This is a genomic window from Haloparvum sedimenti, assembly GCF_001462205.1.
Lineage (GTDB): Archaea > Halobacteriota > Halobacteria > Halobacteriales > Haloferacaceae > Haloparvum > Haloparvum sedimenti.
In genome coordinates this window covers 1-14,162 of the sequence record NZ_LKIR01000033.1, presented here as the reverse complement: position 1 = coordinate 14,162, position 14,162 = coordinate 1, and the positions used below count along the sequence as shown (strand labels likewise).

Genomic DNA, 14,162 nt, shown 5'->3' with positions numbered 1-14,162 from the left:
GGGGTCGCGGGGGATCTGCGGAACCCTTACCGCTTAAGTACGGTCGGGAGAAACCACCGGCCGCAATGACACATCCATCCGAGGATACTCGAAGTCGGGACGCCCCGGCTGGTCGAGAAATTCGCGGTTCGAACCGACCCTGAGGACGCGGACGCGCTGCTTTTAGATCCCGGAGACGGCGACGCCCACCGGCTGGACCGCGCCGACGCGCGGCGACTCCGCGACCGTCTGGACGAGGCGCTGACCGAGCGCCGCGAATTCCTCTACACCGCGGGGCAGTACCGCGAGGACGGGAGCTACGCCGTGGCCCGGAGACACGCCGACTCCGCCGGTCACGAGAAGGTGTTCGACGAGTTCGCGGCCGTCGAGCGCCTCTACGCGCGACTCCCGAGCCGGTTCGGCGCCGACGAGATCGAGCGCACGGGGCTGACCGGCGGGCGCCGTCACCTGGTCGTACGCCACTTCCTCGAACACCCGGCGTTCGACTGCCGGCTCGTCGGCCGCCAGCCGCTGCGGGTCGAGAAATGTAGCGCGGAGTCGGCGTCGGAACGCGCCGGCGAGGAGGTGCCGACCGCGGACTGATCGTGCGCTGGGTGGAGGTGTCGGTTCCGCTCCCGTTTTGTTCGGGTTCCAAAGTCGTTCGCCGGTTCCTACCCCATTCGGAAGTTCAAAGTCGCTGCCCGCCGAGTCGGCGGTATGGAACTCGACGACACGGACAGGGCGATTCTGCGGATCTTACAGGAGGACGCTCGCACTCCATTCTCCGAGATCGCGCGACGGATCGACATGTCGAGCGCGACCGTCCACGACCGTGTCGGACGCATGGAGGAGGCCGGCGTCATCGAGGGATACCACGCGAAGGTGAACGCCAAGGCGGTCGGCTACGGCGTGTCCGCGCTCGTGGGGCTCCGCGTCGAACAGGGTCGCGAGGAGGACGCCCTGGTAAAGCTGCGCGACATCGAGGAGGTACAGGAGATCCACCTCACGACGGGGGAGTGGGACGTGATGCTCCGCGTCGTCGCGCCCGACACGGAGGAGCTCCGCGAACTGATGTTCGAGCGCGTCGCCAACATGGACGGCTTCTCGCGCTCGCAGACGATGATCATTCTGGGGACGGATTACGAGTCGGACGCGCTGCCGATCTGAGACGAGCGCGGAGCGCGCCGCGGACGACGCACCGCCTTCTCGCAGTCGGGACCGGAACCCTCAACTCGCGGGTCCCCCACGCGAACGTATGAGCAGTTGGGTCGAGCGGCGGTTCGGCGTGTCGCCCGCGCGGGCGTGGCTCGGCGGCGTCATCGCGGCGGTCGCGGCGCTCGTCGCCGGGTCCCTCGCGCTGCCGCGGCTTGTGTACGACCGCTTCCTCTGGCAGTACTTCTGGGGGCCCGTGGTCGCGGACGGCGAAGGAGCTTCGTGTGCGGTCCGGCGGCCGGACGGCACCGTCGACCTGCTCGGGTCGGCGGGCTGTGCCGAGGCCGAGGCCGCGGGCGCGATAACGGCGTACCCGGGTTACACGCTCGTCTCGGAGGTCGGCTACGTCGTCACCCTGCTGGTCGCGCTCGCGGGCGTCGTGCTCCTGCTCGACCGGCTGGAGATCGGCGACGAGAAGCGGTTCTTCTACGCGCTGTTCCCGTTCATGCTGTTCGGCGGCGCGCTCCGGACGGTCGAGGACGCCGGCGTCGCCGCGACGCGCGCGGGCGCCGAGCCCCTGATCGCCTTCCCGTACAGCGCGCTGATAATCAGCCCGTTCATCTACTTCACCGTCTTCGCGTTCACCGTCGCGTGCGTCGTCGCCGCGGTCACGCTGGAGCGGCGGGGCGCCATCGACGACTACGCGAAACCCCTGTTCGCGTCGGGCGCGACCGCGCTTGCCGCGAGCGTGGGCTACCTCGGCTACCTCGCCGCGACGACCGACTACGTAGAGTTCTACCCGCAGGTGACGGTGGTCGTCCTCGTCGGCGCGAGCCTCGCGGCGGTGCTGACGTGGTACGCGATCGAACGCTTCCAGCCCTCGATCAACGCCGGCACCGGCTTCGTGGGCTTCGTCGTCATCTGGGGACACGCGGTCGACGGGGTGGCGAACGTGGTCGGGCTCGACTACATGCCGCTTCTGACGGGCACGGGGAACCTCGTCCCCAAACATCCCGTCAACGCCGCCATCGTCGACCTGTTCGACGCCGCGTGGCCGTTCCTCGTGGTGAAGCTCGTGGCCGCGACGTTCGTCGTCTGGGTGTTCGAAGACGAGATGTTCACGGAGTCGCCGCGCTACACGATCCTCCTGTTGACGACGGTCCTCGCGGTCGGGCTCGGCCCCGGGACGCGGGACATGCTCCGAGCGACGTTCGGCGTCTGAGGCGCCGATCGCGATCTGTGACCACACCGCTTTTTACTCAACCTGGTAACGTCGCGGGACCTCGTCTGAGTCATGTGCGTACAACGCCATTCCCATCTGGTAGCCGACGTGTGTTTCCGCGTCGTTAGACCCCAGCTCACCGACTAAGATCGTGAACGAGGTGTAGTAGTTCGCCTCCCCATCCCTGTCCATGTCGCGATAATGGTAGTACGCCATCGACGCGTAGTCGTCCTCCAACTCGTCGCGGAACTCGATGACGATGTCCGCTTCCGATCGGTCATCCACCAGCGTCAGCCCAACACCGTCCGGAAGTTCGTCGTCGTCGTTGTAATAGTCAACCACGCGCTCGACGTCGTCATCCCGGCTCCCCTTCGGGTGGTGGCTCTGTGAGTTGTTGTACGCGACGTACACCGAGAGCTGCTCTTTCTCCCAGAAGTACTCTCGATCGCTAATGTCGGGTTGGTCGATCTCGGCGAGCACATTCGTCTCGTTCATGAAGCCGTAGATATCGTTCTCAGAATGCGTGTAGCCGAGTGTGTGGCCAAATTCGTGGTCTAACACGGTGCGCGTGGAGCTATCGTTGTAGATCGTCGCGACCTCGACGATCGTGGGCGAGGGTGCAGTCTCATCCGGCTGGATGTAGTCGGCGCAGCCAGCGAACTCGTCCTGCGTTCCCCCACAACGGTCCACCTCATCAACGAAACCGATGATGATGTCGGCGTCCGCAGAGTCCTCGACGATCGTGTAGTTGAGCTCGTAACCCACCCGACCGGCCTCGGACTCGTTCTCCCAAAAGTTGAGCGACTCCCGGACGATCGGCTCGTAGTCACGCTCCGGCGCGTCGTTCCGATAAATTGCCACTGCGATCGGGTCGGTTTCCCACGGGTTGTCCGGTGGAGGGTCAAACGACTCGCGCTCGGTGGACTCCTCCGTGTCCGTTGGTGTCGGGGTCGAGGTCGGTGTTGCCGTCGTCGACGTTTCCTCTGGCGTCTCGGCGGTCGTTGCCGTGTCTGGTGTCGCCGTGTCGAGGCCTCCACCGGCACAACCCGCAAGCAGCAAACAGACGGTTAACACTACGATGATACGAGTCATTACCCGCGTTTGGTTGCTGTATTTATTAGGTGTTTGGGGCGTGATATATCGGCCAACCTCGTGGAACAGTATCGCACCACCACCAACGCTTTCACTTACGCTGTGAGAGACTCGCGGCAGACCATGGACGACCGCGTCGAGCGGGCGCTCGCGGCCGCGTTCCCCGACCGCGAGGTCGAGGCCGTCGAGGACCCGGGGCCGTCGTGGAACGACGCCAACCGCACGGTCGAGGTGACGTTCGCGGACGACCGCTCGCCCGGTCGCGTCTTTCTGAAGGCGGCGCTCGACGGGGACGGCAGCCGGGGAACCCGGGAACGGGCGGTGACGGACTACGTCCGGGCGAACGGCGCCGTCCCGGTCCCCGAGGTCGTCGCCGCGGATCTCGAAGCGGACGTGCCGTACCTCGCCACCGCGCCGATCGCCGGCCGAATCCTCCACCGAGTCTGGCACGACGCCGCCGACGAGCGCCGGCGCGCGCTCGCCGCAGCGGTCGGAGACGCGCTCGCGCGCGCGTCCACGCGCTCCGATTCGAAACGCCCGGCCACGTCGTCGGCGGCGGTGCGGACGGGCTCCGGATCGACGGCGCGTCGTGGCCGGACATCCTCCGTGATCGCATCGAGCTGTTCCGGTCGCTCGCGGAGCCGGACCGGTTCGACCACCACTTCGACGCGGTCGCCGCGGCGGTCGAGCGCAACCGCGGCCTGCTGACGGGAGTGCCGGCGGCCCTGCTCCACGGCGACCCCGCGATGCCGAACTGCTTCCTGACGCCCCGCTTCGCGAACTGCGACCCTCCGGGCCCGGCCGCGGTGCTCGGCCTGCTCGACTGGGAGATCGCGCACGTCGGAGACCCGGTGCGAGAGATCCGCCGCGCAGAGCGCCAGCTATTCGAGCCGCCGTTCGGAGCACCGGACGAGCGGCTTCTCGCGGCGTTTCGCGACGCCTACCGCCAGCGCGCCGGCGGTCTCCCCGCGGGCCACGACGAGCGACGTCCCGTCTACGACGCGCCCACCTACCTCGGCGTCTCGGGGTATCTGGACGAGCACGCGGCCCATCGCGAGAGATCGCGCGAGGAGCTCGCGACCGCGATGGCCGCGGAGATGGACCGGCTGCTGTCGCAGATCTGACGCCGGCTCCTTGCGTAGCCGCCTTATACGTGGCCCGCGGACGGGGGCACATGAGCGACACACTGACCGACCGCGGCGGCACCGCGCTACGGGTCGCCGTCGTCTTCTTCGCCGCGCTCTCGGTCGCGGCCGCGTACGTCCGCGTCTCCGAGTTCGGCCTCGAAGCCCTGCCTGACGCGCTCGTAAGCGTCTACATCGCAGCACTGATCGTCTGGGGCGTCTTCCGCGAGGGGCTCCGGACCACGCGGTTCCGGATCCTGCTGTACGTCGGCGTGATCGCGTGGGGCGCGACCGGACTCATCGGCGACCCGAGCGACGCCGTCTCCCTGATCCTGCTCGGCGGTGGCCTCCTCCTGCTCGGCCGGACGCTCTATCAGGAGTACAGACGCAGAAACAGCCCCGTCTACGACCGCTGAGCGGCCGGGACCCCCCTCCGTCCGGGCGGGTTCAGAAGCCCGCCCGTTTATGCGCCAGATACCCGCCGACTGCGCCGGCGCCGGCGGGGTAGAAGACGCCCGCGCCGAAGATCCCCCACAGCAGGCCCGGGCCGGCGTTGCCGCCCGACGCCGAGACGCTCACGATCGGGATGCTGATAAGCACAAGCGGCGCCACGCCGGTGAACTGCATCGCCGCCGTCCGCGCGCGACGGAGGGGGCGGGAGGTGGAGACGCCCCGCGTCGCCAGCGCCCCCGAGACCGCGAAGGCGACTGCCGGAACGAGAAGGGAGAGGAGGTGGACCCCGCCGGCCTGCAACAGCGGGTTCACGGTCGCGGCCGCGGTGCCCACGCCGAGATCCATCGGGACAGATAGGGGGACGAACTGCGCGTTGAACAGGAGGTGACCGGCGCCCTCGACCGTCGAGACGCTCTCGGGGGCGAGGTTCTCCGCCACCTCGTAGGTGACGCCGCCGACGGTCACCGTGGCGTCCGCGAGCAGAGACTCGTAGCGGAGCGCGGCGACCGGGAGGAACGCGAGATAGCTGGCCAGAAACGCGACCGCACCGTAGAGCGCGCGCATCCCGCCGGGGTAACGGAGCTCCGTGCGTCTGGAAGCGGACATGTCTCTCCGGTCGGCGGTCGAGGGGAAAAGTGCGGAGGTTCCGGATGCGGGGGGCGCGCCGCGTGACGTCGGGAGCGCCTTCAGAACTGGTCGGCGACGGCGGCGACGACCGCGTTCTCCACCGCCTCGCGAGCGCCCGAGAGGAACTCGATCTTCCCCTCGCGGACGCCGGCGACCGAGATGTCCGCCTCCGGCGCGGTCTCGGCGGCCTCGGCGGCGACCTCGCGGACGGAGACGTCAGCGGTCGTGCGGACGTACAGCTCGTCCATGCCGATGCCGACGGTCGCGAAGTCGCCCTCGCGGTTCCGGCGGTGCAGTTCGTCGAGGAGCAGCGGCGTCGGCGGGAAGTCGTACTTGTGGGTGTACGCCTCGGTGTCGAGCACGTCGAAGGTGACGTTGTCGACGTGCTCCGTCTCGAGGTTCGCCTCCGCAGTCTGGACCTCGGTCTCCAGCTTCTCGCGGAACTGCTCGGAGACGTGCGCGGCGAGGTCGCCGCCGTCCTCGAACAGGAGGTCGGTGACGAGTTCCCGCTTGTCCTGGTAGGACTGGTAGTACGCCTCCAGCGCGATGGCCTCGCGGAGCTCCGCGACGCGCTCGGCGTCGTAGCCGGCCTCGGCGGCCGCCTCGACGTAGGCGTCCGGCGTCTCCTCCCAGTAGCTCACCGCGGGGAGGTGTGTGAGGTCCTCGCGCACGTCGTCGTTGACGGCCGCGGCCAGCGAGGCGACGAGCGCGCCCGTCGAGAGCGATCCGTCCACGTCGGCCAACTCGGGCGAGACGAGCGTGTCGACCGTCTCGCGCGTCTCCGGGTCGGCGACGGCCGCGTCGACGACCACGGCGTCGGCGTCGTACACGTCCAGCAGGCCGAGGCCGTCCTCGGACTCGACGGTTGAGCCGGTGCCGACGAGCAGGAACAGCGGGAGCTTCTCGTCGTGGCGGTCGCGGTCCTGCAGCATACGTGTCGCGTCGTTGGTCGCCGCGTCCATGTCGTACACCGCGCCCTCCAGCGGACGGCGGGTGAAGTAGTGGTAGACGGCGTCGCGCTTGGCGTGCTCCTCGCGGACCAGCGGGAGCGTCGCGCGCTCTATCGCCGCGCCGGCCACGTAGCCGTCGGCGGTCGCCGGGTGCCGGACCACGACCGGGCGCGACTCGAGCACCGCGCGTCGGATCGCCTCGGCCGCGTCGAGCAGGCCCTCCGAGAGCGCCGCGACCGTCTCGTCGTCGCCGAGCGGGTCGACGGCGTCGGGGCGGGCGCGGTCGGTGAGCGCGTCGGCGAGCCGCTGCTGGACGGCGGCGGCTTCGTCGCCCTCGAGCACCGCGAGCGCCTCGGTCTCGACCTGGATCTCGTCGTGGCGGAGTTCGACCTCGCCGTCGAGACGAACTACGTCGCCGAGTTCGACGCCGGGGTACGCCCGGACGCCCGGCTCGACGAACGCTGCGCAGTCGACGACGCCCGTGCGGTCGCGCACCTCGAAGACGGTCGGACCGCCCGTCTGTCGGACGCTCACGACCTCGCCCTCGATCCGGACCTCGTCGCCGACGCGGTCGCCGAGCGACTCGACGAGGACGTGCTCGAGGGCCGCGTCGGTCTCGGCCGGCTCCTCGTCCGCCTCGGCTTCGGTCGGCTCCTCGTCTGCGGACTCGCCCGATTCGGCCTCGTCCGCGGCGGGCTCGCTCTGTTCCTCGGCCGGCTCGGCTTCCGTCTGTTCGGCCTCCGCCGGGTCGGCCTCCTCGGCCTCGACCACGTCCGCGGCCTCGAACCCGGAGTCGGCTTCGGACTCCGCCTCGGACTCATCCGCGGGCTCCGGCGACTCTTCCTCCGCGGACGCCTCCGCGTCCGGCTCCGATTCGGACTCCTCCGTCTCCGGTTCCCCCTCCTCGCCCGCATCCTCGCCGGGGACGAACTCGGTGCCGTCCTCCTGTACGAGGTTGCCGCGGAAGTCGCGCTCCGACTGGCGGATCGACCACGCGAGGTCGACGTTACCGTTGTCGCGGACGTTCTTCACCTGCACGTAGACGGTGTCGCCCGGTTCCCAGTCCAGCGAGTCGAGGCGGCGGTCGAGCTCGGAGCGGTGGAGCAGCCCGGTCACGCCCGGAGCCAGGTCGACGAACACGCCGAAGTCGGCGTAGCCGTCGACGGTGCCGCGGTAGTAGCGTCCCGAGACCAGTTGGTGCGGGCTGTCCCCGCGGAACTCGAAGCCGACGTCCTCCTGGTGGGAGTCGCAAATGCGACCGTCCACGGAGGCGCCGCAGATGATACAGGATCCCATTTGGTGGATGGAGACCCTCCCGCCTAAAACGGTTGTCGAAAGCCGTTCGCGCCCGAACGGGCACGCGCCGCGACGGCGGGCGCGCGAGACCGCCCAGCCACCGGAGACGGCGCGTTCGGATCAGCCGAGCGCGAGCAGCGGCGCGACCGCGCGATAGGCGACGCCGTAGCCGACCAGCGCAGCGGGGAGTCCCGCCACCAGCGTCCGCGGCCACGTCGTCCCGTGGACGGTTCTGAGTCCGACGAGCAGCAGGCCGGTCGCGTACACGCCGGCCGCGAGCCTGAGCGCGGGGACGGGCGGCCCCGCGAGCGCGAAGGGCGCGCTCGCGTACGCGACGACCTGCACCGTCTCGCTGACGCCGCCGCGCTCGCGGAGGCCGACGCCGAGCCGTGCCAGCGTCCCGGCGTCCGCGCCCTCGGGCGGACGGGCGCGACGCTCCACGCTCGCGGCGATGGTCGACACCGTCGCGACCGCAGCCGTGAGGTGGAGTCCCACCGGCGCGGCCAGCACCCCCGTCGCCAGCAGGGCGATCAGCACGGAGACGGCGGTCGACTCCGTGATCCCCGGCACGGCGTTCGGGTCGGCGGCCATCCAGCCCGCGGCGTGCGCGAGCGCGACGACGACCGCGAACGTGAGCGCGGGCGCCTGGTCGCCCGGCCCGACGCCGTTTCTGAAGAAGCGGCGCGGCCGGACCAGCACCTCTGCCCACGCCCGGACCAGCGCGCGCGGCCCCCGAGCGCGGCCGCCCTGCGGATCCTCGATCCAGGTGGTCACGCCCGCGACTACGGGGACGGTCCATAACCCGGTTGCGGTTGCGTTTTTGTGACCGGCGCGGTGGGGAGCCCGTCCGCGACCGCGACAGAAACGGTCCGCTCGCGACCGAGACAGAAATGGCCCGCTCGCGAGGGGCGCGATTAAGCGCCGCTACAGCTCGACGCGCTCGCCGGTCTCGTCGGAGCGCTCCACGGCGTCGAGGACGCGCTGGACCTCGTAGGCCTCCGCGAAGGAGGGCGAGAACTCGCGTCCTTCCGCGACCGCCGAGAGGAACTCGTAGTTCTCGTGGACGAACGTGTGCTCCCAGCCGAGGACGTGGCCCGGCGGCCACCAGTGGTCGAGGTAGGGGTCATCCTCGTCGGTGACCAGCACCGTCTGGTAGCCGCGGTCGCCCTCGCGGAGTACCTCCAGTTCGTTGAGCCGCTCCAGCGAGAAGCGCAGGCTCCCCTCCGAGCCGTGGACCTCGACGGTGTGATCGTTCTTGTGACCGGTCGCCATCCGGGTCGCCTCCAGCGTTCCGACCGCGCCGCTCTCATAGCGCACCTGCGCGGTGTAGGCGTCGTCGACGGTCACGTCGCGGTACTCCTCGACCCCGCCCGCGTCGTCGAAGACCGGGCGCTCGCCGACGAACGTCCGGAGCTGGCCGGACAGGCTCTCGATCGGCCCCGTCTCGTCGGCGACGAGGAAGTCCAGCAGGTCGACGGTGTGGGCGCCGAGGTCGCCGAGCGCGCCGGAGCCGGCCATGTCGGCGTCCATCCGCCACGCCCACGGCGCCTCCTCGTCCACGAGCCAGTCCTGCAGGTAGCGCCCGCGGACCTGCCGGATCTCGCCGAGGTCGCCGTTCGCGATCAGGTTCCGCGCGTGGCGGATCGCGGGGACGAATCGGTAGTTGAACGCGCAGCCGGCGGGCACGTCCGCGGCCGCGGCGGCGTCGCGCATCGCCGCGGCCTCCTCGAGGGTCGGCGCGAGCGGCTTCTCACAGAAGACCGGGATCCCGGCCTCCAGCGCCGCGATGGAGGGCTCCGCGTGGACGTGGTTCGGGCCGAGGTTGTAGAACACGTCGACCTCTTCCAGCGCGGCTTCCCAGTCGGTCTCCGTGTGGGCGAAACCGAACCGCTCCGCGGCGTCCGCGAGCGCCGCCTCGTTCCGGCCGATCAGGGTGTGACGCTCCACGTCGGGCGCGTCGGGGAAGAACATGGGGAGCCGCGCCAGCGCGTTGGCGTGGGCCTTGCCCATGAACCGGTAGCCGAGGACGCCGACCTTCAGGGGTTCGTCGGGGGGAGTCTCGCTCATCGGGGATCACTCCGCCCAGTAGGCGTCGCCCGGCGTCGTCTCGAAGACGGCCCGCGAGAGCACGTCGACGGCCTTCTCGAGCCCCTCGCGGGAAGAGGTGAGGCTGTCCTCGTGCTCGATGGAGAGCGCGCCCTCGTAGCCGACCATCCGGAGCGTCGAGACAACGTCCTTCCAGTGTGCCTCGCCGTGACCGTAGCCGATGGAGCGGAACAGCCACGAGCGCTCGGGCTCGTTCGTGTAGTCGGTCGTGTCGAGGACGCCCTTCTCGCGCGCCTTGGACTCGTACACCTTCGTGTCCTTGGCATGGACGTGGTGGATCGCGCCGCGCTCGCCGAGCAGGCGGATCGCCTCCGTCACGTCGATCCCCTGCCAGTAGAGGTGGGAGGGGTCGAAGTTCGCGCCGATCCGCTCGCTGGTCTCCGCGCGGAGCCGTAACATTCCCTCCGGCTCGTAGACGAGCATGTTGGGGTGCATCTCGATGGCGATGTCCACCTCGTGTGCCTCGGCGTGGTCCGCCAGGTCGCGCCAGTAGGGGATCGCGACCTCCTCCCACTGGTAGTCGAGCGCCTCCTTGTGCTCGGTCGGCCACGGTGCCGTGATCCAGTTCGGGGTCGAGTCACCGGGCGCCCCCGCGGGCAGCCCGGAGAAACAGGTGACGGTGCCCACGTCGAGCGCGTCCGCGAGTTCGACCGCCTCGCGCAGTTCGCGGTCGGCCTCGGCGGCGCGCTCCTCGTCGGGATGGAGCGGGTTGTTGTGCGTCGCCAGCGCGGAGATGCGCAGGTCGTGCTCCTCGACGGCCGCCAGCAGTTCTTCGCGCGCCTCGGAGCTCTCGAGGTGTCGCTCGCGGTCGAGGTGGTCCTCGCCGGGCCAGCCGCCGACGCCGAGTTCGACCGCGTCGACCCCGAGTTCCTCGAGGTACGCGAACGCCTCCTCGACGGACTGGTCGCCGAGCGGAACGGTGAGTACGCCGATATCCATGTGCGGCGCTTGTACTACGAACCGAATAAACCTTCAGGATGAGGTGACCGCCGGCGGCGATGAGCCAGGGCGTCGGTTCCGGCGTCAGTCCAGCCGCACGGCGCCGCCCTGTTCGGAGGAGCGGTAGATGCCGTCGATGACCTTCTGGACCGTCAGCGCCTGCTCGACGGTGTTGATCGTCGGCGCCTCGCCCTCGGCGACCGCCTCGAGGAAGACCCCCTGCTCGGTGGCGTGGGTGTCGTTCTCGCGCGTCTCGACGTGCTGGTCGGCGTGGTGGTGACCGCCGCCGGTCTTCGACTCGAAGATGGTGAGGTCGTGGCTGTCGCGGTCGAAGCGCGCGCCCGCGTCGCTCCCGCGGATCACGAACTCGTCGTTCGTCGGGCGGTTGGTCGCCCACGCGACCTCCAGCGAGACGGTACGGCCGTCCGCACCGCGAATGAACGCCGACGCGGAATCGTCCACGTCGAACCCTTCCGGGCCCGCGTCCTCGCCCCACATCTCGACGAACGTGTAGTCGTCGCGGCCGCCGAACGCCGAGCGGGTGACGCCCGAGACCTCGACGACCTCGGGATAGTCGAGGAAGTAGAGCGCGAGGTCGATGGCGTGGACGCCGATGTCGATGAGCGAACCGCCGCCCGCGACGCCCTTCGACGTGAACCACGACCCGCGGCCGGGGATGCCGCGCCGGCGCACGTAGTTGGCCTCGACGTGCCGCACGTCGCCGAACCGGCCCTCCGCCTGCTCGTGTTTCAGGACTTGCACCGGCTCCGCGAAGCGGTTGTTGAACCCGACCATGCAGAAGCCGTCGGCCTCTTTTGCTGCCTCGACGATGCGCTCTGCGCTCTCGAGGTCGTGCGCGAGGGGCTTCTCCAGCAGCACGTCGAGGCCCGCATCGAGCGCCGAGAGCGCGTACTCCTCGTGGAACCGGTTCGGCGTCGTCACGAGGACGGCGTCGACCTCCTCGTAGAGGTGTTCGGCCTCCTCGTACACCGCGGCGTCGAACGCCTCGGCGAATCGCGTGCGCGCGTCGGCGTCGATGTCCATGCCGCCGACGAGGTTCGCGCCCCGCTCCGCGAGTCGGTTCGCGTGGTGGTGGCCGATACCGCCGAGGCCGACGATGCCGACCCGAACGTCGTTGGGATCGTCCATGAGAACAGTTTTCACAACGATTGTTGTTAAGATTCACGTTCCGGCATCGGGGTCAGGTCGACGGCGTGGTCGGGACCGAAACCCGCCGGCTGGAGCCGAAAGCCGCCGGCCGGGGCCGGAGTCAGTCCAGCCCGTGGACGATGGCGTCGCCGGACCCGGTCTCGAAGAGGTGGACCCGGCTCCGGTCGAGCACGACGTCGATCTCGCCGTCCTCCTCGACCTCGACGTCCGGGTCGACGCTCATCAGCAGCTGGTCGCTGTCGCGCTCGTCGATGCGGAGCTCGGCGTCCTGCGCGAGCTTGAGGTAGACGAACACCTCGTTGCCCATCGGTTCGAGCACGTCGGTCCACGCGTCGACGACCGCGGACGGGTCTTCGACCGACTCGACGCCGTCAGCGAGGTAGACGTCCTCGGGGCGGATCCCAAGCGTCACCTCGTCGCCCACCGACACGTCGTAGGCGTCGGGGTCGAAGTCGACGGTGACGTGTTCGGCGTCGAAGCCGTCCGCGGTCACCTCGCCCTCGACGAAGTTCATCGACGGCGAGCCGATGAAGCCGGCGACGAACAGGTTCGTCGGCTCGTTGTAACAGACGAGCGGCGGGTCGATCTGCTGGAGCTGTCCGCTGTCGATGACCGCGATGCGGTCCGACATCGTCATCGCCTCGGCCTGGTCGTGGGTGACGTAGATGATCGTCGTGTCGAGTTCCTTGTGGAGCCGCTGGAGCTCCGTCCGCATGTGGACGCGGAGCTTCGCGTCGAGGTTCGCCAGCGGTTCGTCCATCAGGAACACGTCCGGGTTGCGCACGATGGCGCGTGCGATGGCGACGCGCTGGCGCTGACCGCCGGACATCTCCTCGGGCATCCGGTCCATCATTCCCTCCAACTGGACGATGTCCGCCGCCTCCTCGACGCGGCGGTCGATCTCCTCCTGGTCGTACTCGCGCAGGCGGAGCCCGAAGGAGATGTTGTCGTACACGTCCATGTGGGGGAACAGAGCGATGTTCTGGAACACCATCGAGATCCCCCGGTCCTTCGGGGGCAGGTCCGTCACGTCGCGTCCGCCGATCTCGATGGTCCCCTCGGTGGGCAGCGTCAGCCCCGCGATCGTCTCCATCGTGGTCGACTTGCCGCACCCCGACGGACCGACGAAGGTGACGAATTCGCCGTCCTCGATGTCGAGGTTCATGTCGTCGACTGCCGTTACGTCCTCGTACCGCTTGGTGATGTGTTCGAGCGTTACGTTCGCCATGGTTACTCCTTCACCGCCCCCTGTGTCAGTCCGCTCACGATCTTTTCCTGTGCGACGACCACGAGGATCGCGACGGGGAGAACCCCGACGATGCTCGCGGCCGCCATGAGGTTGAACAGCACCTCGTACTGGCCCTGGTAGCGGAGGATTCCCTCCACGATGGGCGCCCAGCTATCGACGCGGCCGTCCGTCATCAACGAGGAGAAGAAGTACTCGTTGTACACGGAGATAAACGTCAACACGCCCGCGGTCGCCACGCCCGGCGCCGACAGCGGAACGATCACGCGGAACAGCGCACCGATGCGGGTCGTCCCCTCGACGCGGGCCGCATCCTCGAGCCCGTCCGGGATCTGCGAGTAGAACGTGGTGAGGATGAAGATCGACAGCGGCAGGAACAGCGCCGAGAACGGGATCATCATCGCGAACGGGGTGTTGTACAGCGATCCGTCCGACACCAGCGGGCGCAACACGTCGAAATTCGTGTTGAACAGCCGGTTCAGCGGCACGAAGAACGACGCCGGCGGGAAGAAGGACACGATGAGGATAAGCAGCATCAACGGGGCCTTCCCCTTGAACCGCAGGCGACCGAACACGTAGCCGGCGAGGCTGGCGATCACCAGCACCACCACCGTCGTCACCGTCGCGATGACGAAGCTGTTGAACATGTAGCGGTGGAACGCGACCGCCTCGAACATCTCCACGAACACGAGGAAGTTCGGCTCACCCCCGGGCAGCAGGAAGATGTTCTGGAGGTCGTTTCGCGGCGTCAGCGCCACCATCAGCAGCCAGTAGAACGGGAACAGCGTCGTCAACAGGAAGAACCC

Annotated in this window: 15 protein-coding genes; 6 read left to right on the top strand and 9 right to left on the bottom strand. The window is 69.1% G+C overall.

Annotated elements, in window-relative coordinates; translation table 11 throughout:
• Positions 1 to 72 precede the first annotated feature (72 nt).
• From AN233_RS18405 to AN233_RS01665, 3 genes are all read left to right on the top strand, one after another.
• Complete coding sequence (locus tag AN233_RS18405; protein ID WP_449271517.1) at positions 73 to 582, top strand: DUF7528 family protein; 510 nt, start codon at positions 73 to 75, stop codon at positions 580 to 582.
• A 114-nt stretch (positions 583 to 696) separates the two neighbouring features.
• Positions 697 to 1,146 carry an Lrp/AsnC family transcriptional regulator gene (locus AN233_RS01670; protein ID WP_058365138.1) on the top strand — a complete coding sequence of 150 codons (450 nt, stop codon included), beginning with the start codon at positions 697 to 699 and terminating at the stop codon, positions 1,144 to 1,146.
• 88 nt (positions 1,147 to 1,234) lie between these two features.
• On the top strand, positions 1,235 to 2,353 hold the full coding sequence (locus AN233_RS01665; protein ID WP_058365137.1) for a DUF63 family protein: 1,119 nt from the start codon (positions 1,235 to 1,237) through the stop codon (positions 2,351 to 2,353).
• Between the two features lie 33 nt (positions 2,354 to 2,386).
• Here the strand turns inward: AN233_RS01665 and AN233_RS01660 are convergent, their stop codons facing one another.
• The gene (locus tag AN233_RS01660) at positions 2,387 to 3,445 is read right to left on the bottom strand and encodes a matrixin family metalloprotease (protein WP_058365136.1); all 1,059 of its coding nucleotides are present in this window, start codon (positions 3,443 to 3,445) and stop codon (positions 2,387 to 2,389) included.
• A gap of 123 nt (positions 3,446 to 3,568) precedes the next feature.
• Between AN233_RS01660 and AN233_RS18305 the strand changes: the two genes are divergently transcribed.
• Genes AN233_RS18305 through AN233_RS01650 form a run of 3 tightly spaced genes read left to right on the top strand, consistent with a single transcriptional unit; the run spans position 3,569 to position 4,985 of the window.
• Entirely contained in the window at positions 3,569 to 4,153 is a 585-nt protein-coding gene (locus tag AN233_RS18305) for a phosphotransferase (RefSeq protein ID WP_343123567.1), read from the top strand.
• A gap of 5 nt (positions 4,154 to 4,158) precedes the next feature.
• Positions 4,159 to 4,569: a hypothetical protein gene (locus AN233_RS18300; RefSeq protein ID WP_343123566.1), complete on the top strand. Its 411-nt coding sequence runs from the start codon at positions 4,159 to 4,161 to the stop codon at positions 4,567 to 4,569.
• A gap of 50 nt (positions 4,570 to 4,619) precedes the next feature.
• Positions 4,620 to 4,985, top strand: a complete 366-nt coding sequence (locus AN233_RS01650; RefSeq protein ID WP_058365135.1) for a hypothetical protein — start codon at positions 4,620 to 4,622, stop codon at positions 4,983 to 4,985.
• A gap of 31 nt (positions 4,986 to 5,016) precedes the next feature.
• Here AN233_RS01650 and AN233_RS01645 read toward each other — a convergent pair whose 3' ends face one another.
• The 8 genes from AN233_RS01645 to AN233_RS01610 all read right to left on the bottom strand — a co-directional run.
• A complete protein-coding gene (locus AN233_RS01645) occupies positions 5,017 to 5,628 on the bottom strand; it encodes a hypothetical protein (RefSeq protein WP_058365134.1) in 612 nt (203 codons plus the stop codon).
• Positions 5,629 to 5,708: 80 nt separating this feature from the next.
• The gene (locus tag AN233_RS01640; RefSeq protein ID WP_058365133.1) at positions 5,709 to 7,895 is read right to left on the bottom strand and encodes a DHH family phosphoesterase; all 2,187 of its coding nucleotides are present in this window, start codon (positions 7,893 to 7,895) and stop codon (positions 5,709 to 5,711) included.
• A 120-nt stretch (positions 7,896 to 8,015) separates the two neighbouring features.
• Entirely contained in the window at positions 8,016 to 8,669 is a 654-nt protein-coding gene (locus AN233_RS01635) for a YIP1 family protein (protein WP_058365132.1), read from the bottom strand.
• Positions 8,670 to 8,819: 150 nt separating this feature from the next.
• Positions 8,820 to 9,962: a Gfo/Idh/MocA family protein gene (locus AN233_RS01630; protein ID WP_080508295.1), complete on the bottom strand. Its 1,143-nt coding sequence runs from the start codon at positions 9,960 to 9,962 to the stop codon at positions 8,820 to 8,822.
• 6 nt (positions 9,963 to 9,968) lie between these two features.
• Positions 9,969 to 10,940, bottom strand: a complete 972-nt coding sequence (locus AN233_RS01625) for a sugar phosphate isomerase/epimerase family protein (RefSeq protein ID WP_058365131.1) — start codon at positions 10,938 to 10,940, stop codon at positions 9,969 to 9,971.
• Positions 10,941 to 11,024: 84 nt separating this feature from the next.
• On the bottom strand, positions 11,025 to 12,089 hold the full coding sequence (locus AN233_RS01620; protein WP_058365130.1) for a Gfo/Idh/MocA family protein: 1,065 nt from the start codon (positions 12,087 to 12,089) through the stop codon (positions 11,025 to 11,027).
• A 121-nt stretch (positions 12,090 to 12,210) separates the two neighbouring features.
• Entirely contained in the window at positions 12,211 to 13,338 is a 1,128-nt protein-coding gene (locus AN233_RS01615; protein WP_058365129.1) for an ABC transporter ATP-binding protein, read from the bottom strand.
• 2 nt (positions 13,339 to 13,340) lie between these two features.
• A partial coding sequence (locus AN233_RS01610; RefSeq protein ID WP_058365128.1) for a carbohydrate ABC transporter permease occupies positions 13,341 to 14,162 on the bottom strand: 822 nt, incomplete at its 5' end.